The sequence below is a fragment of the Rhodoferax sp. BAB1 genome (genome assembly GCF_013334205.1).
Lineage (GTDB): Bacteria > Pseudomonadota > Gammaproteobacteria > Burkholderiales > Burkholderiaceae_C > Hylemonella.
In genome coordinates this window covers 3,740,019-3,763,997 of sequence record NZ_CP054424.1, presented here as the reverse complement: position 1 = coordinate 3,763,997, position 23,979 = coordinate 3,740,019, and the positions used below count along the sequence as shown (strand labels likewise).

At 67.8% G+C, this 23,979-nt stretch carries 22 protein-coding genes; 11 read left to right on the top strand and 11 right to left on the bottom strand.

What is annotated here, in order from left to right:
* Positions 1 to 804: a LuxR family transcriptional regulator gene (locus tag HTY51_RS18190; RefSeq protein WP_174254047.1), complete on the bottom strand. Its 804-nt coding sequence runs from the start codon at positions 802 to 804 to the stop codon at positions 1 to 3.
* 72 nt (positions 805 to 876) lie between these two features.
* On the opposite strand from HTY51_RS18190, the gene HTY51_RS18185 reads away from it, so the two are divergent.
* Positions 877 to 1,341 carry a DUF3237 domain-containing protein gene (locus tag HTY51_RS18185; protein ID WP_174254046.1) on the top strand — a complete coding sequence of 155 codons (465 nt, stop codon included), beginning with the start codon at positions 877 to 879 and terminating at the stop codon, positions 1,339 to 1,341.
* A gap of 30 nt (positions 1,342 to 1,371) precedes the next feature.
* Positions 1,372 to 2,364: a tripartite tricarboxylate transporter substrate binding protein gene (locus HTY51_RS18180; RefSeq protein ID WP_174254045.1), complete on the top strand. Its 993-nt coding sequence runs from the start codon at positions 1,372 to 1,374 to the stop codon at positions 2,362 to 2,364.
* On the opposite strand, the gene HTY51_RS18175 is transcribed toward HTY51_RS18180, so the two are convergent.
* On the bottom strand, positions 2,351 to 2,812 hold the full coding sequence (locus HTY51_RS18175; protein WP_254606932.1) for a DUF2917 domain-containing protein: 462 nt from the start codon (positions 2,810 to 2,812) through the stop codon (positions 2,351 to 2,353). The two genes, HTY51_RS18180 and HTY51_RS18175, sit on opposite strands and share 14 nt — an antisense overlap.
* 122 nt (positions 2,813 to 2,934) lie before the next feature.
* Here HTY51_RS18175 and HTY51_RS18170 point away from each other — a divergent pair, with 122 nt between their 5' ends.
* Complete coding sequence (locus tag HTY51_RS18170) at positions 2,935 to 3,891, top strand: LysR substrate-binding domain-containing protein (RefSeq protein ID WP_174254044.1); 957 nt, start codon at positions 2,935 to 2,937, stop codon at positions 3,889 to 3,891.
* Positions 3,892 to 3,907: 16 nt separating this feature from the next.
* On the opposite strand, the gene HTY51_RS18165 is transcribed toward HTY51_RS18170, so the two are convergent.
* Positions 3,908 to 4,348, bottom strand: a complete 441-nt coding sequence (locus tag HTY51_RS18165; RefSeq protein WP_174254043.1) for a PilZ domain-containing protein — start codon at positions 4,346 to 4,348, stop codon at positions 3,908 to 3,910.
* Positions 4,349 to 4,700: 352 nt separating this feature from the next.
* Between HTY51_RS18165 and HTY51_RS18160 the strand changes: the two genes are divergently transcribed.
* Complete coding sequence (locus HTY51_RS18160; RefSeq protein WP_174254042.1) at positions 4,701 to 4,919, top strand: SlyX family protein; 219 nt, start codon at positions 4,701 to 4,703, stop codon at positions 4,917 to 4,919.
* A gap of 1 nt (position 4,920) precedes the next feature.
* Here HTY51_RS18160 and HTY51_RS18155 read toward each other — a convergent pair whose 3' ends face one another.
* The 6 genes from HTY51_RS18155 to HTY51_RS18130 form a co-directional block, all read right to left on the bottom strand.
* Positions 4,921 to 5,493, bottom strand: a complete 573-nt coding sequence (locus tag HTY51_RS18155) for a histidine phosphatase family protein (RefSeq protein WP_217448221.1) — start codon at positions 5,491 to 5,493, stop codon at positions 4,921 to 4,923.
* Positions 5,494 to 5,509: 16 nt separating this feature from the next.
* Positions 5,510 to 5,890, bottom strand: a complete 381-nt coding sequence (locus HTY51_RS18150) for a PilZ domain-containing protein (RefSeq protein WP_174254041.1) — start codon at positions 5,888 to 5,890, stop codon at positions 5,510 to 5,512.
* A 219-nt stretch (positions 5,891 to 6,109) separates the two neighbouring features.
* Positions 6,110 to 8,713 (bottom strand): EAL domain-containing protein, encoded by a 2,604-nt coding sequence (locus HTY51_RS18145; RefSeq protein ID WP_174254040.1) that lies wholly within the window; start codon positions 8,711 to 8,713, stop codon positions 6,110 to 6,112.
* 3 nt (positions 8,714 to 8,716) lie between these two features.
* Positions 8,717 to 9,529, bottom strand: a complete 813-nt coding sequence (locus HTY51_RS18140) for a creatininase family protein (protein WP_174254039.1) — start codon at positions 9,527 to 9,529, stop codon at positions 8,717 to 8,719.
* Positions 9,530 to 9,548: 19 nt separating this feature from the next.
* Complete coding sequence (locus HTY51_RS18135; RefSeq protein ID WP_174254038.1) at positions 9,549 to 11,105, bottom strand: B12-binding domain-containing radical SAM protein; 1,557 nt, start codon at positions 11,103 to 11,105, stop codon at positions 9,549 to 9,551.
* A 27-nt stretch (positions 11,106 to 11,132) separates the two neighbouring features.
* Positions 11,133 to 12,347: a cyclopropane-fatty-acyl-phospholipid synthase family protein gene (locus HTY51_RS18130; protein WP_254606931.1), complete on the bottom strand. Its 1,215-nt coding sequence runs from the start codon at positions 12,345 to 12,347 to the stop codon at positions 11,133 to 11,135.
* A 270-nt stretch (positions 12,348 to 12,617) separates the two neighbouring features.
* Here HTY51_RS18130 and HTY51_RS18125 point away from each other — a divergent pair, with 270 nt between their 5' ends.
* From HTY51_RS18125 to priA, 7 genes are all read left to right on the top strand, one after another.
* Positions 12,618 to 14,771 carry a protein-disulfide reductase DsbD gene (locus HTY51_RS18125; protein ID WP_174254037.1) on the top strand — a complete coding sequence of 718 codons (2,154 nt, stop codon included), beginning with the start codon at positions 12,618 to 12,620 and terminating at the stop codon, positions 14,769 to 14,771.
* 25 nt (positions 14,772 to 14,796) lie between these two features.
* Complete coding sequence (locus HTY51_RS18120; protein WP_174254036.1) at positions 14,797 to 15,399, top strand: thioredoxin family protein; 603 nt, start codon at positions 14,797 to 14,799, stop codon at positions 15,397 to 15,399.
* An 11-nt stretch (positions 15,400 to 15,410) separates the two neighbouring features.
* The gene (locus HTY51_RS18115) at positions 15,411 to 16,031 is read left to right on the top strand and encodes a redoxin domain-containing protein (RefSeq protein ID WP_174254035.1); all 621 of its coding nucleotides are present in this window, start codon (positions 15,411 to 15,413) and stop codon (positions 16,029 to 16,031) included.
* A complete protein-coding gene (locus tag HTY51_RS18110; protein ID WP_174254034.1) occupies positions 16,031 to 16,453 on the top strand; it encodes a CoA-binding protein in 423 nt (140 codons plus the stop codon). Before HTY51_RS18115 ends, HTY51_RS18110 begins: the two co-directional genes overlap by 1 nt.
* A complete protein-coding gene (locus tag HTY51_RS18105) occupies positions 16,446 to 16,814 on the top strand; it encodes a hypothetical protein (RefSeq protein WP_174254033.1) in 369 nt (122 codons plus the stop codon). Before HTY51_RS18110 ends, HTY51_RS18105 begins: the two co-directional genes overlap by 8 nt.
* 29 nt (positions 16,815 to 16,843) lie before the next feature.
* A complete protein-coding gene (gene hemE / locus HTY51_RS18100; protein ID WP_174254032.1) occupies positions 16,844 to 17,944 on the top strand; it encodes a uroporphyrinogen decarboxylase in 1,101 nt (366 codons plus the stop codon).
* A gap of 375 nt (positions 17,945 to 18,319) precedes the next feature.
* Positions 18,320 to 20,392 (top strand): primosomal protein N', encoded by a 2,073-nt coding sequence (gene priA / locus HTY51_RS18095; protein WP_174254031.1) that lies wholly within the window; start codon positions 18,320 to 18,322, stop codon positions 20,390 to 20,392.
* 2 nt (positions 20,393 to 20,394) lie between these two features.
* Here priA and HTY51_RS18090 read toward each other — a convergent pair whose 3' ends face one another.
* Complete coding sequence (locus tag HTY51_RS18090) at positions 20,395 to 21,339, bottom strand: hydrogen peroxide-inducible genes activator (RefSeq protein WP_174254030.1); 945 nt, start codon at positions 21,337 to 21,339, stop codon at positions 20,395 to 20,397.
* A gap of 238 nt (positions 21,340 to 21,577) precedes the next feature.
* Positions 21,578 to 23,785, bottom strand: a complete 2,208-nt coding sequence (katG, locus tag HTY51_RS18085) for a catalase/peroxidase HPI (protein ID WP_174254029.1) — start codon at positions 23,783 to 23,785, stop codon at positions 21,578 to 21,580.
* Positions 23,786 to 23,979: the final 194 nt, after the last annotated feature.

The following is a 23,979-nucleotide window of genomic DNA, read 5'->3' as shown; positions in this document are numbered from 1 at the left end:
TTACTGCCGGGTGAGCGGGGCCGCAGGGGCGCACAGCAGCAGGGCAAAGAGCTCGTTGCGGAAGTGGATGCCCAGGCGATCGAAGGCGCGGTTGCGGTAGGTCTTGACGCTGGGCAGGCCCAGGCCGAGGTCGGCGGCGATGCCGTCGTAGGTCATGCCGCGCAGCAGGCGCACGCAGACCTCCAGCTCGCGCGGTGTCAGCGCCGGCTGCAAGGCGAGCAGGCGCTGCGCCTGCGACACGGGCTCCGACGGCGCTTGCACCACCCCCAGCGCCACGTGCTTGCGCGCCAAAGCCAGCAGGGCCGGCGCCAGGGCCTCGAAGTCCGCCACCTGGGCGTCACTGAACGGGGCCTGGTGCTGGTGCCGGTAGAAGTTCACGGCGAAGAGGCCGTCGTCACGGGCCTGCACCACGGACACGCGTTCGGCCACGCCATGCGCCTCGTAGACCCGCGCCCGGTGCTGGGCCGGCACCTCCTGCGCCGTGAGATGGCACAGCAGGGGCTGTTCCTCGTGCGGGGTCTCGGTGATCAGCGTGCGGTCGCTGCGGTATGGCCCGGAGAGGTAGGCCGACCAGCACTCGCGGGTGGTGTCGGGCACCCCCAGGCTGCCCGACAGAAAGAGTTGCGGCACGCTATGGCGCCCGGTGCGGTAGACCGAGTAGGAGGCGGCGGGCACCAGGGGCTGCAGGGTTTCGAGCAGCAGGGAGCGGAAGCGCGGCTGCCCCAACTGGGTGATGAGCCCGGCCAGCAGCTGGGCATGACGGCCCGTGCCGCTGGCAGTGCCGGTGCAGGTCCACTTGCGCATGTGTCTCCTCGCTCTGTTGTTGTCATCTTAAGGGATGACAGCAACCCGAGGCGAGCCGTCCTAAGCTGCAGCATGTCCTTCACTGCCCCCACCCTGGCATTCTTTGCCGAGCTGTCGGTGCGCGTCGGCACGCCGCAGGAAGTCGGCACCACCGTGCACGGCCAGCGCCGCCTCATCCCCATCCTGGGCGGTGAAGCGCGCGGCGATGGCTGGACGGCACGGGTACTGCCCGGCGGCGCCGACTACCAGCTCATCGTGAGCCCGCGGCTGGCCGAGCTTGACGCGCGTTACGTGCTCGAGACCGACGCCGGCGACCTGATCTACGTGTGCAACCGCGCGCTGCGCGCGGCCGCGCCCGAAGTCACGGCGCGCCTGCTGCGCGGCGAGCCGGTGGACCCGGCGCTGGTGTATTTCCGCTGCAACCCGAGTTTCGAAACCGCCTCGCCCGCGCTGGGCTGGATAACCGAACGCCTTTTCGTGGGCACCGGCGTACGCCGACCCGAGCGCGTGGAGATGCAGTTTTTCACTGTGAACTGACCCCCGAATTCATTACAAGGAGACCTCATCATGAACACCCCCTCCACCCTGCGCCGTGCCCTGCTGGCCAGCGCCGCCCTGCTGACCTGCCTTGCCACCACCGGCGTGCAAGCCCAGGCCAGCTACCCCAACCGTCCCGTGCGCATCATCGTCGGCTTCCCGGCCGGTACCGGCCCCGACATCGTGGCGCGCCTCGTGGCACAGCGGCTTTCCGAGGGCTGGGGCGGCCAGGGGGTGATCGTTGACAACAAGCCCGGCGCCGCCGGCCTGATTGCCGCCAGCGAAGCTGCACGCGCAGCACCCGATGGCTACACGCTCCTGCTCGCCGAGACCGGCATGCTGAGCATCGCCCCCAGCACCTACAGCAAGCTGCCCTACGACCCGTCACGTGATTTCGCACCCGTGAGTCAGGTGGTAGGTGCCGATTTCGCGCTGCTGGTCAACCCGCAGAAGGTAGCGGCAAAAAACGTGAAGGAATTCGTGAGCTGGGTGCAGCAGCAGAAGGGCCTGTTCATGGCCACCTTCGGCGCCGGGACGCTGGGCCATTTCGGCGCCTTCAAGCTCGGCGACGTCGCGAGGATCAAACCCGAGCCCGTGCACTACAAGACCACGTCAGACGCGCTGGGCGGACTCTATAGCGGGGACGTGCACGGCGTGTTTGCCAGCGTGGGCTTGTCGGCCCCCCAGGTGAAATCGGGCAAGCTGCTGGCCCTGGGCACGACAGGCCCGGCGCGCGCCTCCGCCTTGCCCGAGGTGCCCACGATGAACGAGCAGGGCTACCCCAGCCTGGAATTCAGCGCCTGGTTCGGCATCGTGGCGCCGGCACGCACGCCACCCGAGCTGCGAGCCAGGCTCAGCGCCGATGTACAGAAGGCCGTCCAGGCTCCCGAGGCGCGGGCCAAACTGGAAGAAGCAGGCTTTCGCGCGACGGGCACCACGGCCGAGGAGTTTGTGCGCATCATCGCGGCGGACAGGGTGACCTGGGGCAAGGTCGTGGCGGCCACGGGCTTCAAGGCCGACTAGGACCGACCCCCCGGCGTCCGACCAGCAGGGCCAGGGCGGTCGAGGCCAACCCGCACAGCAGACGCCGTGAAGCATCGCCGGCCAGTCGCGCCGCAACGTACAGGTCGGCCAGCGGCTGCAACAAGGGTTCGGGTGCGGGTGCGGGTGCGGGTGCGCGGGGCAGCCATTCAAAACCCAGCGCGCCCTGGTCCAGCGATTCGAGCACAAGGTGCCGTCCGGGCTGCACCAGCAATTGTTCACCGGGCAGCAGGAAATAGTCGCCGGCGTCCGGCCCGTGTCCACGGGGCCGCTCGCCCAGTGTGGCCCAGGCCCGGCCCTGCCGGATGCGCAGCACGCCGGCGACGCGCGGACGCAGGCTCAGCGCCTGTCCGGGCGCCAGTTTCCAGCAGCCCGCAAGGCCGGACAGGCCCGGGGATTGTTGCAATTCGTGATCGCTGACGGGAAACATGACTGACTCCTTTTGAGAGTGTTCGGCATTGCATCATCTGCAGAATCCCCTGGCCCGTCTAATGAAATCCGGTTAGGCTATTGATTCCGGAAACGCATCAATCACCCCCCCACGGTATTCCCATGGCCGGCCCCGATTTCGCACCCCGCACCCGCCCCATCGGGGTGGGCCAGCTGCGTGCCTTCGAGGCCGTGGCGCGGCACCTGAACTTCCGCGCCGCCTCGGAAGAACTGGCACTGACGCAGAGCGCCGTGACACGGCAGATCCAGGCCCTGGAGGACGAGGTGGGTGTGAGCCTGTTCCTGCGCCACACCCGTGCGGTCGAGCTCACGGCCGCCGGCGCACAGCTGCTGCAGGCCCTGCTGCCCTCGCTGGAGCGGCTGGACAGCGCGGTGCGCCAGATCCGCCGCAGTGCCGGGCGCAAGAGCGTGGCCATCAGCACCTGGGCCTCCTTCGCGTCCATGTGGCTGATCCCGCGGCTGGAGGCCTTCCAGAGCCAGCACCCCGACATCGACATCCGCATCGACGCCTCGGATGCGCTGGTCGACCTGGACACGACCGACGTCGACCTGGTGCTGCGCTACACCCAGGCCTCCAATGTGCCGGCACACGCCGTACACCTGTTCGGTGAACAGCTCACACCCGTGGTCAGTCCCTGGCTGCTCAAGAACCGGCCCCTGCAGCGCGCCGAGGACCTGGCGCATTTCACCCTGATCGAGGCCAACGAAGCGCAGCACAGCCACCCCATGGCCTGGCTGACCTGGCGGCACTGGCTGGACGTCTACCGCCTGCGCAAGCTCGAACCCAAGCGCTGGCTGCACTTCGGCTACGCCTACCAGATCGCGCAGGCCGCGCTGGCCGGCCAGGGCGTGGCGCTGAGCCGCATGCCGCTGGTGGCCGACAGCCTGATTTCAGGGGATCTGGTGGAGGTGCTGCCCGGCATGCGCCTGGACTCGCCCATGGCCTACTGGCTCATCCTGGGACCGCACAGCCAAGCGCGACCCGAGGTGCAGGCCTTCTGCGAGTGGCTGACGGCCCAGGCGGCGCTGACGCGCCAGGCGATCGGCACCGAGCGCTGACTGCGCGCTGAGCGGATCAGGCCGCCGCGCCCACCAGCACCGAGAGTTCGCGTGCCAGCAGCGCCGGGTCCTGGGAATTGCGTTCGATCAGCTGGCGCAGGTGGGTGACGCTGTCGAGGTCGATGTGCAGGCACTGCAGGCCCAGCTGGCTGCCCCGCACACGCGTCACCGCCACGTCCATGGCGATGAAGACGGTGGGCGAGAGCAGCAGGCGCAAGCGGCCGCGCACGCCCACCGGACAGGGCAGGGCGGCACCCATGTCGACCAGCGCGCCCTTGAGGGAGACATCGAGCACCTGGACCTCGCGCATGTACCCGGCGAGGTTGAGCCGGGCCGGCGCCTGGTACACCGAGCGCAGGAAACGGCGGTAGGCCGTCGAACGGTTCAGCACCGGCACCGCCTCCAGCACCTCGACCGGTTCGGGGCGTGTCGCGAATTTCTTCCAGGTATCAAACATGGTGTGTCGCCCTTTCTGTGATGTGCTGGTGATGTCACGCTGCCGCTTTGCTGCGCTTATTGTCCGGGCTGCACGCCTCAAAACCTCACGAAACTCCAGAGGAAAACACAGAAAAATCAGGCTGTTACGCGCGCGTCACGGCAGCACGTGCGCTTAGGGCCGAGACTTGAGAAATCGCTTGAAGTGTGACGTCTTCCGAGCGCAACACTCGAAAAATGGGAGCTTGCGTTAAGCCCTGTGATGACCTATGAACGAGGTTTTCGCTGCAGGAATCTGCATCGGATCGGCCCGCACCGCAAAGCGCCACATGCCCCCCTCGGCAACACGCCTGCTTTTCGGGTCCAATACGGCCATGAACCCGATGCACGATGCCGACGCCCGCCTGACCGAGCTGGAGATCAAGGCCAGTTATGCGGAAGACCTGCTGGAGCAGCTCAACGCCACGATCTACCGCCAGCAACAGCAGATCGACCTGCTGCTGCGCGAAGTCATGAGCCTGCGCCAGCAGCTGCCCGAAGGCAGCGCGCCCGTGCTGCGCAACCTGCGCGACGAGCTGCCGCCGCACTATTGATTCAGGACAGGGGCGGGGGTGCGTAACGCACCGTGTCCTGCGGCCGGCCCTGGCGGTCCACCCGCACCAGCACCATCTCGCTGCTGGCCACGCCACCGCCTGCATAGGCGCTGATGTTCACCTGGTGCGTGACCAGGATGGGCGCGCGGTCCGACGGGCCGCTGAGCAGGCGCGCCACAAAAGCCTGCAGGGCCTGGGTGCTCGCGTCCTCCTGTCCATACCGGCCGAAAAAGGAGCCCAGGCTTTCCTCCACCGTCACGGCGCCAAAACCGAGCAGCTGCGCCGTCTCCAGGCAGCGGCACCAGGGGCTGGAATAGACCTGCGCGCGTGACACGCCCTGGCTGCGCAGCCAGCGGCCGGCAGCGCGGGCCTGCTCACGGCCGGCCGCCCCCAGGTTGCGCTGCGTGGCGCAGTCGCCCCGGCGAAAACCCGGCGGATCGCCCACGCCCGGGGCATCGGCATGGCGCATCAGCAGCACGTGCCGACCCGCGGCCAGCAACTCACCGGGGGTGGCCGCGTGGCCTGGCGGTGCCAGCCACAGGGCAGGCAGACCCAGAGCGAGACGGCGTCGCATCGAGGGGGCCGGGGGCTCAGTCGGTAGCGGCACCCTGGGCCACCAGGGTGGCGAGGTCGCGCTCGAGCAGGGCCGGGTCGTCGGCATTGTGTTCGACCAGCTGGCGCAGGTGCGTCATGCTGTCGAGGTCCAGGCGCTCGCAGTGCAGGCCCACATGGCGGCCCTCGATGTGGGCCACGGTGGTCTCCATGGTGATGGCCGCGTCGGCAGCCAGTTCCAGGCGCAGCAGGTAGGTCTCGCCGACGCGCCCGGCCCAGCCAACCGGGACCTCGACCAGCGCGCCCTTGAGCGAGACGTCATGCAGAAAGGCCTGGCTCTCGCGTTCACCCAGCCGCAGGCGCACCGGGGCGTGGAACACGGAACGCAGGAACTGACGGCGGTCGGTGGAGGTTTTCAAGGGCGACTCCTGTTCCAGGAACGGATTAGTACTGCGACCCGGAAGTATCGGAACATGAAAGCGCGCCTTCGCACGCATGGCGGCGTTGCAAATCCTCGCCATAGCAAGGGCTATGGCTGTGGTTTGCGCCTTGCCCTGCGCACGAATCCATCACTTTCATTGCGTTCCTCTACTTCCGGGTCCCAGTACCAAGGAGTATCGGCAGCCCCGGCGGGGCTGTCAAACCGGCGTCGTCGGGCTTGTGGCGTGCAAGCCCATCTGCGCCAGCCAGTTTTCCAGCGGCTGCGGCTGGGCAAACAGGTAACCCTGCAGGCGGTCGCAGTGGCTGGCCAGCAGGAATTCGGCCTGGGCACGGTTCTCCACACCCTCGGCCACCACCTCCAGCCCCAGGTGCTGCGCCATCGAGAGGATGGAGCTCACGATGGCGGTGTCGTTGACATCGTGCGGCGTGTCCTGCACGAAGCTGCGGTCGATCTTGAGCTCGAACAGGGGCAGGCGCTGCAGATAACTCAGGCTGGAATAACCGGTGCCGAAATCGTCGATGGAAAAGCGTATGCCCATCTGCACCAGTTCGCTGATGCGTCGCAGGGAATGCTCCCAGTCCTGGATGAACAGGCTTTCGGTCACCTCGAAGATCAGCTGGCGCGCCGGCGCGCCGGTGCCCTGCAGGATGGCCCGCACACGCGGGACGAAATCGTCGCTGCGGAACTGGCGTGCACTGACGTTGACCGAGAGGGACTGTGTCAGCCCGCCGAGCTGCATGCGCGCCAGCGTCTGGCAGGCCTGTTCGATCACCCACTCGCCCAGCGGCAGGATCAGGCCGGTCTCCTCGGCCAGGGGGATGAAACGCATCGGCGGCACCAGGCCGCGCGTGGGATGCAACCAGCGCACCAGCATCTCGCCGGCCACCACCCGGCCCTGGGCGTCGACCTGGGACTGCACGTGCAGGCGCAGCTGCCCGGTGGCCAGCGCCTCCTTGAGTTCCTGCTCCAGGGCCAGCCGCTCTTCCACCTCGTGCTGCATGGTCAGCTCGAAGAAGGCGATGCGGTTGCGCCCCGCGGACTTGGCACGGTACATGGCGGTATCGGCCTCGCGCAGCAGGTCGTCGATCTGCTGGCCGGCCTTCGGGAACAGGCTGATGCCGATGCTGCCCGTGCTGGTGTAGCTGAAGTTGTCGATCAGGTGCGGCCGGTCCAGCGCGGCGCGCACCTTCTCGGCCACGGCCATGGCCGCGCGGGCGCTGGCCTCCACGTCCTGCCCCAGCTCGTTGATCAGCAGCACGAACTCGTCGCCGCCGATGCGCGCCACCGTGTCCTCGGCGCGCAGCAGGATCTGCAGGCGCTTGGCCACCTCGGTCAGCAGATGGTCGCCCACCGAATGCCCGCGCGCGTCGTTGATCTGCTTGAAATTGTCGAGGTCCACGAACATCACGGCCCCGTACTGGCGGTTGCGCCGTGCCAGCGCCAGCGCCTGCTCGACACGGTCGCGCAGCAGGCTGCGGTTGGGCAGTCCCGTGAGCACATCGAAATACGCCAGCTGGAAGGTATAGGCCTCGGCCTCCTTGCGCTCGGTGATGTCGGTATTGAAACCATGCCACAGGGTGCTGCCGTCGGCCAGGCGTTCGGGCTGGGCGTTGCACAGGCGCCAGCGCAGGCCCTGCTCGGGCAGGATCACCCGGTACTCCACACGCCAGGGCTGCAAGGTCTCGGCCGAGACCCGGATGGAATCGAGCACCGACTGCAGGTCATCGGGGTGGATGCGCTGCAGGGCCAGGGCCGCATCCTCGCGCACCGACTCGGGCGTCACCTCGTAGATGGTGCGGATGCCCTCACTGGCAAATGGGAAGCTCAGATGGCCATCGGGGTCCAGGCGGAACTGGTACAGCGAGCCCGGCACGTGCAAGGCCAGGTTGTCGAGCAACGCCACCTGGGTCTGCAGCTGCTGCTGCCAGCGCATGCGTTCGGTGATGTCGCGGAACACGATGCTGCTGAGCCACTGGCCGTCGTGGTCATGGTAAAGCGCGGAGGTGATCTCGACCTCGAACAGCGTGCCGTCGCCGCGCCGCATACGCAGCTCGCCCCGGGCCTGGCCCTCGCGCTGGCGCAGGTCCAGCAGGAGCGGCAGACGGGGATCGCCCAGGTCGAGCACCCCTTCGCGCCCGCGCTGGCGAATCTCCTCCTCGCTCATGCCCAGCATGGCGCAGGCGGCCGCATTGGCCGCCAGCACCTCGCCGCCGGGCCGCGTCTGCAGCACGCCGTCCAGGGTGTGGTCGAACAGCTTCTGGTAGCGGTCCACGGCCAGCTGCAATTGGGACTGCTTCTTGCGCAACTCCAACTGCGCCACCACCTGGCGCGCCAGCAGGGCCAGGGTCTCGCGCTGCTTCCCGGAAAACTCGCGCGGCTGGCGGTCGATCACGCACAGCGTGCCCAGGGCCCGGCCATCGGGCATGACCAGGGGAGCCCCTGCATAAAAACGAATATGAGGATCGGCCGTGACCAGCGGGTTGTCGCGAAAGCGCGGATCCAGGCTGGCATCCGGCACGACCATGACCTCGTCCGGCTGCTGGATGGCCACGCTGCAAAACGACATGCTGCGCGGCGTCTGGCTCGGATCGAGGCCCACACGCGACTTGAACCACTGCCGCTCCTCGTCGACCAGGCTGACCAGCGAGATCGGCATGCCCAGCCACTCGGAAGCCAGGTGCGTGAGTTCGTCAAAGTCGAGCTCTGGTGGCGTGTCCAGCACGGCATAACTGTGCAGCGACTGCAGACGTCGCTGTTCGGCCATGAACTCGCCACCGGGATCAGGGCTGACCGGATCCATGCGCTAGGACCGCGAGGCCAGTGTGTCTGGTGGCAGGCGGTCGATCTCGGCCAGCAAGGCGGCCAGCGCACGGCCGGCGGCATCGAGCACGGCACGGCCCTGCTCGGCCGTGGCGGCGGCGGCATTGCCGACGGCACCGGCCGGGTTGTAGTCCTGCATCTGCCAGCCCAGCTTGGCGCTCCTGCCGTTGCCCAGGATGGGAAACTGCTGTGCGCGCTGCTGCGAGGCCGAGGCGAAATTCCGCGCCTGCGCCATCTGCACCTGGGCGGGCTTGAGCGCCAGCATCATGGCGGTCTCGATCTGGCCGGCGTGGATGCCAAAGCGGTGCTCGTCGGCGCTGAACTGGCCCTCGACCTCAGGCCCCAGGGGCAGGTTGAACCAGTTGACGCTGTAGACCAGCAAACCCAGGCGCGCGCGCAGGTCGCGCGCCACGATGTCCATCACGCCGACCTGGCCGCCATGCGCATTGAGCAGCACCAGCTTTTTCACGCCGGCGCGCGCCACCGACTCGCCGATCTCGGTCCACAGGCTGATGACCGTGTGCGAAGACAGCGTGAGCGTGCCGGGGTAGGCCTGGTGCTCGGGGCTCAGGCCCACGGCCTGGGTGGGCAGAAACAGCACCGGCAGGTCGGCCGCGATGTGCGGCAGGGCAGCAGCCACCACGCCATTGGCCAGGTCGGTGTCCACGCTCAGCGGCAGGTGCGGGCCATGCTGCTCGGTGGCGGCCACGGGCAGCACCGCGATGGCACGCTGGCTGTCGAGCAAGGCGAAGTCACGCGTGCTGAGTTCGGACCAGAAACGGGTAGGGCTGACCATGGGGGTCTATCTTAGGGCTTCAGTCGACACCCGGGGCGACATGGCGGGCCTGGCGCTCGGCCCGCTGACGCCCGCCCCGGGGCAGGGGCAAGCCTTGCGCCGGCAGCACGGCGCGCAGGCTCTGCGGCCGCGCCCGCGCGCCGCTGGCCAGATAGTCGTCGCACAGGGTGTTACGCACGGCGTCGGCATCCAGTCCCCGCGCCTCGATCAGGTAGTCATGCAGCGCATCGACCAGTTGCTCCGGGCTCAGATGCGCCGTCTCGCCCAGCTGCGACCACAGCCAGTCGCTGAAGGCCAGGAAGGCGGCAAAGGCCGACGGCCCCTGCAACAGCAAGGCCAGCGTGCGCGGGAAGCGCCCGGAGTTGGCCAGCAGCTCCCAGTAACGCGCCAGTCGTGCGTAGCGCTGCACGGTGGACGCATCCACCACGCCGGTCTGGCGCACGGTATAGGGCGGGGCCGGGTCGTAGACCATGCCGTGGACGGCCGTATGACGTGCGATCGGCGTGCCGCGCAGGCGCTTGAGCAGGCCGAGCTGGATCTCGTGCGGGCCCAGGGCATGCAGGCGGTCGAAGCCGGCAGCAAAGCTCTCCAGCGTCTCGCCGGGCAGGCCGAAGATCAGGTCGGCGTGCAGGTGGGCCGGGCTCTCATGCACCAGCCAGCGCAGGTTGGCCTCGGTCTTGTCGTTGTCCTGCTTGCGCGAGATGCGCTGCTGCACCTCGACGTTGAAGCTCTGGATACCGACCTCGAACTGCAGCACACCCGACGGGAAACGCGCAATCATCTCCTTCAGGCGATCGGGCAGGTGGTCCGGGATGACCTCGAAGTGCACGAACAGGTCCTCGCTCATGCGATCCAGGAAAAACTGCAGGATGCGCACCGAAGCCTCGACCTTGAGATTGAAGGTACGGTCGACGAACTTGAAATGCCGCGCACCGCGGCCATGCAGCGCGTCCATTTCGGCCAGGAAGGCGTCGAGGTCGAAGGCCCAGGCCGTCTTGTCCAGCGAGCTCAGGCAGAACTCGCACTTGAAGGGGCAGCCGCGCGAAGCCTCCACATACAGCAGGCGGTGCGCCAGGTCGTCGTCGCTGTACCCGGCATAGGGCAGGGCGATCTCGTCGAGCGGCGGCTGTACACCCGCGATGACCTTCATCAGGGGCTGAGGGCCATGGGCCAGCGCACGGCACAGCCTGGGAAAGCTCACGTCCCCCCAGCCGGTGATCACAAAGTCGGCCAGCCGGACGATCTCCTGCGCCTCGACTTCGTGGCTGACCTCGGGGCCACCCAGCACCACCTTGAGCCCAGGCCGGGCGGCCTTGAGCAGCCGCAGCACTTCGGTGGTCTGGCTCACGTTCCAGATGTAGACCCCGAAGCCGACGATGGCCGGGTCCAGGGCCAGCAGTTCATCGACGATGTCCTGCGGCACACGTGCAATGGTGTACTCGCGCAGCAGGGTGCGTGCGCGCAGATCCGCACCGCCGTGGCGTTCCATATTGGCCAGCAGGTAGCGCAATCCGAGCGAGGCGTGGATGTACTTCGCGTTGAGCGTGCAAAGAACGATGGCGGCAGGGTCTCCCATGCCGCCATTATCCGAGCCGCAGCGGCATCAGTGCGGATACATCCAGCGCCGCGACCAGGGCAGGCCACGGGCCCGGCGGCCGGCCCTGGTGCACAGCACCTGGTAGAGCGAGATCTCGTCGTTATCGAAAGCCCACTGGCAGCCGGCCAGGTAGACGCGCCAGATGCGCCAGCGGCGCTCGCCCACCATGTCGCGCAATCTCTGCCCCTCGGCCTCGAAGGCCTGGCTCCACAAGCCCGTGGTGCGCGCGTAGTGGCGACGCAGGCTCTCCACGTCCAGCGCCTCCAGGCCGCCGGCCTGCAGGGCCCTGAGCACGGTGGCGATGTGCGGCAGCTCACCCTGCGGGAACACATAACGGTCGATGAAACGGCCACCGCCCAGGCTGGTCTCGCCATCGTTGACATCGGTGGAGGTGATGCCATGGTTCAACACCCAGCCCCCCTCGGCCAGCAGGCCGTTGATGCAGGCGAAGTAGCCTTCGAGGTGCCTGAGCCCGACGTGCTCGAACATGCCCACGCTGGTGATGCGGTCGAACGTGCCCTGCACGTCGCGGTAGTCCTGCAGGCGGATCTCGATCCGGTCCTGCAGGCCGGCCGCACGCACCCGCTCGGTGGCCAGCTCGAACTGGCGCTGCGACAGCGTGATGCCCGTGCAACGCGCGCCGAATTTCTCGGCCGCCCGGATGACCAGCGCACCCCAGCCGCAGCCGATGTCCAGCAGGCGCTGATGGGGCTGCAACTGCACCTTGGTCAGGATGTGGTCGATCTTCTTGAGCTGCGCTTCTTCGAGGGTCTCGTCGCCGTTCTCGAAATAGGCGCAGGAGTAGACCAGACGCGGATCCAGCCAGGCCTGGTAGAAGTCGTTGGAGACGTCGTAGTGGTACTGGACGGCTTCGCTATCGCTTTTGGGGGTGTGCTGGAAGTGGCGCACCATGCGCGTGAGGCGGCTCTCGGTCCGGCTGCCCGCTTCGGCCAGCCGGTGCGCCATCTCCAGGATATCGTCCACGCTGCCCTCCACGTCGATCAGGCCCTCGACATAGGCCTCGCCCAGGCTGTCCAGCGTGGGCGAGAGCAGCAGCGGCACGGCGCCGGCCTTGCGCACCCGGATCACGACCTTGGGCGTGTCGAAATCCCCCAGGCGCAGGCCCGCGCCGGGCGCCGGGTTGTCGCCCCATTGCACGAGCAGGGGCAGCTTGGCCTTGGACTTGAGTTGAGCCACCCAGGGGCTCAGCACTGCTTCCATGCTGGACACCATCATGAATCTCCCATTAACCGAGTTTTTCATGGACAGGCCAGCTTGACGGCCTGCGGTCATCTCCACGCATTATTCGGGCCGGGGACCGGGCGCGGAATTCGATAGTGTCTATGAAGACCATAGGGAACTCAAGGCTTTCAGGCTTATATTCATGGGCGGTCTGCGCTGCCCGTACTGCGGTTGGCGTCTGCGGGGAACTTGCGCCAGTCCGGCGCACTCCCACCCACGTGCCGCCCCGTCCCCCTCCGGAAGTCCCTGATGTCCCTGACCCCCGTCCTGCGCAAACTGCTGTTTCTTTCCCTGGCCCTGGCACTTCATGGCGGCTCCAGCGCCCAGCTGACCGCCAGCGGCACCGGCGCTGTCGTCACCACCGACCAGGCCCGCACCGAGTTGCTGGCCCACGCACCCGAAGGCGTATCCCCCGGCCAGCCGGTCTGGGTGGGCCTGCAGATCCGGCACAAGGAGCACTGGCACACCTACTGGAAAAACGCCGGTGACTCCGGCCTGCCCACCGTGCTGGAATGGACGCTGCCGCCGGGCGTGTCAGCCGGCGAGATCGCCTGGCCCATCCCGAAGAAGATCTCGGTCGGCCCCCTGGTCAACTATGGCTATGAAGACACGCTGCTGCTGGCCGTGCCGCTGACCATCGGCCCCGACTTCAAGCCTCCCGTGTTGGGCGATGCCCTCACCGTCAAGCTGCGCGCCAGCTGGCTGATCTGCAAGACCGAGTGCATCCCCGAGGAAGGCGAATACACCCTGCGCATCCCGCTCAAGGGCTCCACCGCGCTGCACGGCGCCACCTTCGAAGCCGCGCGCCAGGCCCAGCCCCGGGCACTGGACGCCGGCAAGAACAGCCGCATCCAGATCGACGGCCAGACTCTCAAGCTCACCGTTGCGGGCCTGCCCGCCAGCCTGCAGGGCAAGAAGCTGGACGCCTTCCCCGAAACCGCCGAAGTCATCAACCCCTCGACGCCCTGGCAGCAAAGCTGGTCGGGTCCGGTCTGGACGGCCGAACTGCCGCTGCTGGCCCAGCGCAGTGCCAGCCCCGCCATGCTGCCCGTGGTGCTGACCCAGGGGGGCCAGGGCTGGCGTGTTGAATTGCCCATCAGCGGCAACTGGCCGGCCAGCGCCGCCCCCGCCACCCTTTCACCCGCCCTGCAGGCCGCACTGGCCGCCAATGCCGCGCAGACTTCTGTCGCCCCGGCTGCACCGCTGGGCTTCTATGCCGCCCTGCTCGGCGCGCTGATCGGCGGCCTCATCCTCAACCTCATGCCCTGCGTGTTCCCGGTGCTGGCCATCAAGGTGCTGAGCTTCACGCGCCATGCCGACGACCACCGCAGCCACCGCATCAGCGGCCTGGCCTATACCGCCGGTGTCATCGTCAGCTTCGTGCTGCTGGGCCTGCTGCTGCTGGGCCTGCGTGCCGCCGGCCAGAGCCTGGGCTGGGGCTTCCAGCTGCAGGACCCCTGGGTGGTCGCCGCCCTGGCCGCGCTGTTCACCATCATTGCGCTCAACCTGGTCGGCGTGTTCGAGTTCGGCCAGTTCGCGCCCAGCTCGCTGGCAGCCTTCCAGGCACGCCATCCGGTGATCGACGCCTTCCTCACCGGCGTACTGGCCGTGGCCGTGGCCTCGCCCTGCACCGCGCCCTTCATGGGCGCCTCGCTGGGCCTGGCCGTCACGCTGCCACCCGCCCAGGCCCTGCTGATCTTCGCCGCGCTGGGCCTGGGCCTGGCACTGCCCTACCTGGCCGCCAGCTTCGTGCCGGCCTTCGCACGCCTGCTCCCGAAACCCGGGGCATGGATGGACGCGCTGCGCAAGCTGCTGGCCTTCCCCATGCTCATCACCGTGGTCTGGCTGGTCTGGGTCATGGGCCACCAGAGCGGCGTGGACGGCGCGGCCGCCCTGCTGACCCTGCTGATCGCGCTCAGCGCCGTCATCTGGGCGCTGACACTGCAGGGCCGCCTGCGCACGGTGATCGCCACGCTGCTGGTCGCCGGCGGCGCCTGGTCGGCCTGGACCCTGGGCCCCTACATGTTCAAGATCGAGCCCAGCACGGCCAGCCAGACCGGCAGCGAACGCTGGCAGGCCTGGAGCCCCGAGCGCGTGCAGACCCTGCTGGCCGGCGGCCAGACCGTCTTCGTGGACTACACCGCCGCCTGGTGCGTGACCTGCCAGTACAACAAGCAGACCACGCTGGCCGATACGGAGGTGCTGGCCGACTTCGATGCGAAACAGGTCGTGATGCTGCGCGCCGACTGGACCCGGCGCGACCCGGCCATCACCGCCGCCCTGGCCCAGCTGGGCCGCAACGGTGTGCCGGTCTACGTCTTCTACCGCCCCGGCCGTGCGCCCCTGGTGCTGTCCGAGGTGCTGAGCGCGGGCGAGATCCGCCAGGCGCTGGCCACGCTCTAGTTTTAGTCGTCACCAGGAGATCACCATGCTGACACGTCGTCTTGCCACCCTCGCCCTCGGCGCCACGTTGCTGGCCGGCGCGCACGCCGCCACCCTGGGCCAGAGCGCACCGGACTTCACGCTCAAGAACGTCCAGGGCCAGACCGTGAAACTCAGCGACTACCGTGGCCGCCACGTGGTACTGGAATGGAACAACCCGGGCTGCCCCTTCGTGCGCAAGCATTACGACAGCGGCAATATGCAGACCCTGCAGGCCGAGGCCCGCGGCAAGGGCGTGGTCTGGCTGGCCATCAACTCCACCGAGCCCACGCACGGCGACTACCTGAGCCCGGCCCGGCTGGGCCGCTGGATGGACGAGCAGAAGGCCAGCCCCACCGCCACGCTGATGGACGAGGACGGCAAGGTCGGCCAGGCCTATGCCGCGCGCGTCACACCGCACATGTACATCGTCGACCCGCAGGGCAAGCTGGTCTATGCCGGCGGCATCGACAGCATCCCCTCGGCGCGCACGGCAGACATCAAGACCGCCACCAACTACGTGCGCAGCAGCCTGGCCGAGGCGCTGGCCGGCCAACCCATCAGCCAGGCCAGCACCCGGCCCTACGGCTGCACCATCAAATACCGCTGAAACCGACACCCATGCCCTACGCCCCCACCCGCCGCCAGCTGGGCACGCTCGCCCTGGCGTCCCTGCTCCTGCCGCAGCCGGCACTGGCGGCCCTGGCCATCGGCCAGCGCGCGCCCGAACTGAGCCTGGAAGACGTGCAGGGCCGCAGCGTGCGGCTCAGCGATTTCCGCGGCCGCCACGTGGTGCTGGAATGGAACAACCCGGGCTGCCCCTTCGTGCGCAAGCACTACGGCAGCGGCCACATGCAGGCCCTGCAGGCCGAGGCCCGGGGCCGGGGCGTGGTCTGGCTGACGGTCAACTCCACCGCCGACGGCAGCGCCGATTTCATGACCCCGGCCCAGATGACGCGCTGGCTGGCCGAGCAGAAGGCCGCGCCCAGCGCCGCGCTGGTGGACGAGAGCGGTGCGCTGGGCCGCGCCATGGGCGCGCGCAGCGCGCTGCACATGTTCATCCTCAACCCGCGCGGCGAGCTCATCTATGCCGGAGCCATCGACAGCAAGCCCTCGGCCAAGACCGAGGACCTCAAGACCGCCACCAACTACGTGCGCCAGGGCCTGAACGAGGCGCTCGCCGGCCAGCCGCTGAGCGTGGCCACCAGCCGGCCCTACGGCTGCCCCATCACCTACCGCTGATGGACCAGCATGCCGACATCGCGTGGATCCTGGCGCATTGCCGCACGGTGGCCGTGGTCGGCCTGTCGCCCAGGCCGCACCGTGACAGCTACCAGGTGGCGCGTTACATGCAGGCCCGGGGCTGGCGCATCGTGCTGGTCAATCCCATGGCGACCAGCCAGACCATCCTGGGCGAGCCGGTCTATCCCAGCCTGACGGAGGCCGCCCGCCACGCGCGCATCGAGCTGGTGAACTGCTTTCGCAACAGCGTCGACATCCCGCCCATCGTGGACGAGGCCATCGCCATCGGCGCGTTGGCCGTGTGGATGCAATTGGGCGTGGAACATGAAGACGCCGCAGACCGGGCGCGCAAGACCGGCCTGCGCGTGGTGCAAAATCGTTGCCTCAAGATCGACCACGCCCAGAACCAGAACCATGAGTGAGACCGCCACCCCCGGCATCGTCGACGGCCCCGAGCCGATCTACGTCCCCCACGAGGAATTCCGCACCGGCCTGCCGGCCGGGCGCTTTCGCCTCATCGTCAACCCGGAGCGCGCGCGCAAGTACGTCAAGCACCGCCTGATGCTGACCGCGCTCATCCTCCCCATCATCGGCACCGGCATCGGCATGGCCTACTTCGGCTACCCCTGGCTGGGGCTGGCCCTGGTACTGTTCGGCGTGGGCGCGCACCGCGTGGTGGCGCACCAGGCCCCCAAGATCCTGCTCTACATGGTCACGCACGACGCACGCATCTACCGCGAAGCCATCGACTTCGAAATCCTGGAAGTGCGGCTGGCCCAGTAAGTCGCGCCGTCCTGCGACAATCGGGGGTTATGAGTTCCAGCTACGCCCCCCTGCAAAACGACACCTTCCTGCGCGCCTGCCTGCGCCAGGCCACCACCCACACCCCCGTCTGGCTGATGCGCCAGGCCGGCCGTTACCTGCCCGAGTACTGCGCCACGCGCGCCAAGGCCGGCAGCTTCATGGGCCTGGCCACCAATGTGGACTACGCCACCGAGGTCACGCTGCAACCCCTGGCGCGTTACCCGCTCGACGCGGCCATCCTGTTTTCCGACATCCTCACCGTGCCCGACGCCATGGGCCTGGGGCTTTCCTTTGCCCAGGGTGAAGGCCCGCGTTTTGCCACCCCCGTGCGCGACGAAGCCGCCGTCGCCAAGCTTGAAGTGCCGGACCTGGACAAGCTGCGCTACGTCTTCGACGCCGTCACCTCCATCCGCAAGGCCCTGAACGGCCGGGTGCCGCTGATCGGCTTCTCCGGCAGCCCCTGGACCCTGGCCTGCTACATGGTCGAGGGCGCGGGCTCGGACGACTACCGCCTGGTCAAGAGCATGCTTTACAGCCGCCCGGACCTGATGCACCGCATCCTGCAGGTCAACGCCGACGCGGTGGCCGCCTACCTGAACGCCCAGATCGACGCCGGCGCCCAGGCCGTGATGGTCTTCGACAGCTGGGGTGGCGTGCTGGCCGACGGCGCCTTCCAGGAGTTCAGCCTGGCCTACACGGCCCGTGTACTGGCCGGCCTCAAGCGCCACGGCGTGGACGGCCAGATCGTGCCGCGCATCGTCTTCACCAAGGGCGGCGGCCTCTGGCTGGAGCAGATGGGATCGCTCGATTGCGAGGTGCTGGGCCTGGACTGGACCATGAACCTGGGCAAGGCCCGGACCCTGGTGGGCAACACCAAGGCGCTGCAGGGCAATATCGACCCCAATGTGCTGTTCGCCCCGCCCGCGGCCATCGAGGCCGAGGTGATCAAGGTGCTGGAGAGCTTCGGCGCCCCGCACCGCGACGCCCAGGCCAGCGGCCCCACACACATCTTCAACCTGGGTCACGGCATCAGCCAGTACACCCCGCCCGAGCATGTGAGCACCCTGGTGCAGGCCGTGCACGCGCATTCGCGCCGCATGCGCGCCTAGGCCCAGTCGACCGGCACCTCATGGATTTCCCCAATTCCGGTGCCCGCCCCTGGCAGCCCCAAAAAGGCTCAGTGCAGACTCACTTATGCACAAAAGACGTGCTGCGGTGCGCCATAGTGCCCCCCGGGGTGTGACTGTTGCTACAAAACCAATAGCGACAGCAAGTCGTTGATTTATATAAGATTTGCTCTTTGCTTTTTTTAAGGGCATTTTGAGCAAGGCCTTGATTTTCAAGGCTTCAGAGCGGCTCGTGACAAGCTATCAACAAAGTTATCCACAGAAACCTTGGATCATTTGCAAAGTCATTCCAGATCAAGCACTTAGCGCGACTTTCGCCAGTCGGCATGAAGACTGGCCCCCAAGCACCCCCTCCGCATGAGTTCCTTACTCCCCATCCTGGTCCAGACACCGGCCCACAGCCAGGTGGGCGGGACGCTGACTTATCTGAGTGAGCTGGCACTTCCCGCGGGAACCCTGGTGCGTGTGCCACTGGGCCGGCGCGAGACCCTGGGCATCGTCTGGGATGCTGCGTCGCAGGATCAGGCCGAGGTCGACAGCAGCCGCCTGCGCCCCATAAGCACCGCACTCACCGCCCTGCCCCCGCTCACGGTGGCCTGGCGCCAACTGGTGGACTTTGCCGCCGGCTACTACCAGCGCGCCGCCGGCGAGATCGCCCTGGCCGCCCTGCCGCCGCAATTGCGTGAACTCGGCAGCGAACAGCTGGCGCGCCGCCTCAAGCGCCCGGCAGCCGCGGCCGGCGGTGCCCCCTTGACCAGCCTGCCCACGCTGACGCCCGAGCAGGGCGAGGTGCTGGCGCAGATCGAGGCCCAGGCCGGGCCCTTCCTGCTGTTCGGCGCCACCGGCAGCGGCAAGACCGAGGTCTACCTGCGCTGCGTGCAGACGCTGCTGGAACGCGAGCCCGACGCCCAGGCGCTGGTGATGGTGCCCGAGATCAACCTCACTCCCCAGCTGGAAGAGCGTTTTGCCGCCCGCTTCGGGCCTGAGGTGGTGGTTTCGCTGCACAGCGGCATGACCAACCCGCAGCGCCTCAAGAGCTGGCTGGCCGCGCACAGTGGTGCGGCTCGCATCGTGCTGGGCACGCGCATGGCGGTGTTCGCCTCCTGCCCCAAGCTGCGGCTCATCGTCGTCGATGAAGAGCACGACCCCAGCTACAAACAGCAGGAAGGCGCGCGTTACTCGGCGCGCGACCTGGCCATCTACCGCGGCCGCCTGGAAGGCGCCAAGGTCATCTTGGGTTCGGCCACGCCCTCGCTGGAGTCCTGGCACCACAGCCGCCCGGCCGCCGAGGGCGGGCGCTACGTGCGCCTGCTCATGCCCAGCCGCGTGGGTGACGGTGGGGCTTTGCCGCTGGTGCGGCGCGTGGACATGAACCACCAGCCCAAGCACGCGGTGTTCTCGCCGCCCCTGCTCGAAGCCCTCAAGGGCCGCATCGCCAAGGGCGAGCAGAGCATGGTCTTCCTGAACCGGCGTGGTTACGCCCCGGTGCTGCATTGCAGCGACTGTGAGTGGAAAAGCGAGTGCCCGCACTGCAGCGCCTTTCGGGTCTTCCACAAGATCGACCGCACCCTGCGCTGCCACCACTGCGGTTTCACCGAACGCGTGCCGCGCGCCTGCCCGAGTTGCGGCAGCCCCGACATCCGCCCCATGGGTCGTGGCACGGAAAAACTCGAAGAACACCTGGCCGAACTGCTGGCCGATGTGCGCCGGCCCGACGGTGAACCGGTGCGCATCGTGCGCATCGACGCCGACACCACCAAACTCAAGGGTGAGCTCGAAGCGCAGCTGGCCCAGGTGCACGCTGGCGAAGTGGACGTGCTGGTCGGCACGCAGATGATCGCCAAGGGCCACGACTTCCGACGCATCACCCTGGTGGCCGCCGCCAACCCCGACAGCGCGCTTTTCTCCAGCGACTTCCGCGCGCCCGAGCGCCTGTTCAGCCTCTTGATGCAGGCGGCGGGCCGCGCCGGACGCGACGCCGGCATCAGCGCGCAGAGCGAGATGTGGGTGCAGACCCAGCACCCCACCCACCCGCTCTACGAGAACCTGAAGAAACACGACTACCCGGGTTTCGCCGCGCAGCAGTTGAAGGAACGTGAACAGGCCGGCCTGCCGCCCTACAGCTTCCAGGCCCTGGTGCGCGCCGAGGCGCGCACGCAGGAAACCGCGCAGGCCTTCCTCAACGCCGCCAGCACCTTTGGCACCGAAGCCGCCGCGGCGCTCAAGGTCACGCTCTACCCGGCCGTGCCCATGAGCGTGCAGCGGGTGGCCAATGTGGAGCGAGCGCAGATGCTGATCGAATCGCCTTCACGTGCTGCGCTGCAACGCTTTCTGGCGGGCTGGCACGCAGTGCTGCATGAAGTGCGGCAGGGCCCCGAAGGCAAGGGCCTGATCCGCTGGGCGGTGGATGTGGATCCCTTGACGATCTGAGCTCAACTCAGCCGCTCGACGCCCGGCAGTTCACAGGCGCGGATGGTCTGCAGCAGCAGCTCCATCGCCATGTCCCGGGTGTAACTGCGGCGCCAGGCCAGCACGACCCGCCGCACGGGCGGTGTTCCCGCAAAGGGCCGGTAGCACAGGGTCTCCGTTGGCGCCGTACCGCCGCTGCCCGGCAGCAGTGCCGGGACACTGAGTCGTGGCAGCAGGGTGACGCCCATGCCGGCAGCCACCATATGCTTGATGGTCTCCAGCGAAGAACCCTTGAGGTTGCCCGGCAGGCCGGGGCTTGCCAGACCCAGGCGGGCGAACTCCGGACAGGTCTTGAGGATGTGCTCACGCACGCAGTCGCCAGCCTCCAGCAACAGCAGTTTCTCCCGCTGCAGATCGGCGCAGCTGATGTACTCGCGCCGGGCCAGCGGGTGGCCGACCGGCAGGGCCACAAGGAAGGGCTCGTCGTACAGGTCCACAATCCTGAGGGTCGGGTCGTGGTGGGGGTTCGAGAGAATGGCGGCGTCGATCTCGCCGGCACGCAACATCTCGATCAGGTGCGGGGCGTCGTCCTCGGTCAGGATCAGCGGCATGCGGGGCGCGCGGTTCATCATGCGTGCCATGACCACGGGCACCAGATAGGGGCTGATGGTGGGGAGCGCGCCCAGCTTCAATGGCCCCGTCAGGGGATCGTGTCCGCGCCGCGAGATTTCCACGATATCGGCCGCCCGTTCCAGCGCGGCCTGCGCCTGGTGCAGGATCTCCTCGCCCAGCGGCGTCACGGCCACCGCGGTGGTCGTGCGCTCGAACAGCTGGACCTGCAACTCCTCTTCGAGCTTCTTGATCGCGATCGACAGGGTCGGCTGCGACACCTCGCAGGCCTCGGCCGCCCGGCCGAAATGCTTCTCGCGGGCCAGGGAGACAGCGTATTTGAGCGCGGTCAGATTCATGTCGGGGCCTCGTCATCTCGTCGGGTGATCCGTCCGTTCCATCGCGGGGACTGTGCTCTTGCACAGGCAGGCTCACTCGCGCCAGCCAGCGATCTGGCCTGGGGCGACTCGCCTGAAGTCGGTGGTCCGGATGGAACCGTGCGCGGGCGACTGGCGCCGCCCGCGCACGAGATCCACGTCACCGCACCATCACACGCCTCGGCACCGGAGCGGCCGAGGCGTGGATCGCGCAGGCGCTTTACTTTTTCAGGTCGAAACGGTCCAGGTTCATCACCTTGGTCCAGGCCGCCACGAAGTCCCGGGCGAACTTGGCCTTGTTGTCGTCCTGGGCATAGGCCTCGGCGATGGCCCGCAGCTGCGAGTTGGAGCCGAAGGCCAGGTCGACGCGGGTGGCCGTCCACTTCACCGCGCCGGTCTTGCGGTCGCGGCCTTCGTAGGCGTTGTCGCCGCTGGGCTTCCAGGAGGTGCTCATGTCGACCAGGTTGACGAAAAAGTCGTTCGTCAACTGGCCCGGGCGCTGCGTGAAGACACCAGCCTTGGAACCGCCGACATTGGCGCCGAGCACGCGCAGGCCGCCCACCAGCACGGTCATCTCGGGCGCGCTCAGGGTCAGCAGCTGCGCCTTGTCAAGCAGCATCTCCTCGGGCGAGATGCTGTAGGCCTTTTGCCGATAGTTGCGGAAGCCATCGGCCACGGGCTCGAGGACGGCGAAGGATTCGGCGTCGGTCTGCTCCTGCGTGGCGTCGGCACGGCCGGGGGCGAAGGGCACGTCCACCGCCTGGCCGGCGGCCTTGGCGGCGGCTTCCACACCGGCGTTGCCGGCCAGCACGATCAGGTCGGCCAGGGACACCTTCTTGCCACCGGAAGCACTCTTGTTGAACTCGGCCTGGATGCCCTCGAGCGTCTTGAGCACCTTGGCCAGCTGGGCCGGCTGGTTGGCTTCCCAGTCTTTCTGCGGCGCCAGGCGAATGCGCGCGCCATTGGCACCGCCGCGACGGTCGGAGCCGCGGAAGGTGGAGGCGGAAGCCCAGGCGGTGGAGACCAGCTCGCTCACGGTCAGGCCCGAGGCCAGCACCTTGGCCTTGAGCGCGGCGGCGTCCTTGGCGTCGATCAGCGGGTGATTCACGGCGGGGATCGGATCCTGCCAGATCAGGTCTTCCTTCGGCACCTCGGGGCCCAGGTACAGGCACTTGGGGCCCATGTCGCGGTGGGTCAGCTTGAACCAGGCGCGGGCATAGGCGTCGGCGAACTCGTCCGGGTTGGCCAGGAAGTGGCGGGCAATCTTCTCGTAGGCCGGGTCGAACTTGAGCGAGAGGTCGGCCGTGGTCATCGAGGGCGCGTACTTCTTCGACGGATCATGCGCATCGGGAATCATGTCCTCGGGCGCAACGTTCTTGGCGCGCCACTGGATGGCACCGGCGGCCGTCGTCATCTGCTCATAGTCGTACTTGAACAGCACCTTGAGGTAGCCCATGTCCCACTTGGTCGGGTTGGGCTTCCAGGCACCTTCGAAGCCGCTGGTGGTGGTGTCACCGCCCTTGCCGCTGCCGTGCTTGTTGATCCAGCCGAAGCCCATCTCCTCCATGGGCGCGCCCTCGGGCTCGGGGCCGACCAGGTTGGCGGGACCGGCGCCGTGCATCTTGCCGAAGGTGTGGCCGCCGGCCACCAGGGCCACGGTCTCGTAGTCGTTCATCGCCATGCGCGCGAAGGTCTCGCGCACGTCACGGCCCGAGGCCACCGGATCGGGCTTGCCGTCCGGCCCCTGCGGGTTCACGTAGATCAGGCCCATCTGCACGGCGGCCAGCGGGTTCTCCAGATCGCGCTTGCCGCTGTAGCGGCTGTTGGGCTTGTCGCTGGTGGCCAGCCACTCCTTCTCGGCGCCCCAGTAGACGTCTTCCTCGGGCGCCCAGACGTCGGCACGCCCCCCGCCGAAGCCGAAGGTCTTGAAGCCCATGGTTTCCATGGCCACGTTGCCGGCCAGGATGAAAAGGTCGGCCCAGGAGATGGCGTTGCCGTACTTCTGCTTGAGCGGCCAGAGCAGGCGCCGGGCCTTGTCCAGGTTGCCGTTGTCGGGCCAGCTGTTGAGGGGCGCGAAGCGCTGGTTGCCCGTGTTGGCGCCGCCACGGCCATCGGCCGTGCGGTAGGTACCGGCGGCGTGCCAGGCCATGCGGATCATCAGGCCGCCGTAGTGGCCCCAGTCGGCCGGCCACCAGTCCTTGTTCTCGGTCATGAGGGCGGCCATGTCTTTCTTCAGCGACTTGTAGTCCAGCTTCTTGAAGGCCTCGGCGTAGTCGAAATCCGGGTCCATGGGGTTGGACACCGGCTGGTGCTGGTGCAGGATGGACAGGTTCAGCTGGTTGGGCCACCAATCGGCATTGGACTGGGCACCGTGCGTGGCACGCGCACCGCCGGCAGCGTGAAAGGGACATTTGGCTTCGTTGCTCATGGTCGACTCCTTGGGTTGAAAACGTGACTTCCGACAAAGAAGCTCAGCTGGCCAGCGCCAGCATGGCCAGGCATTCAAGCCAGGGGGCAAGGCGCCCCTGGACGGCGATGGTTTGCATGGTGCGCTCCTTCTTTGGAAGAACCATGACTTTAGGAAAAAGAGATCGGTATGCCTATTTGATTTGTCGAATCTAT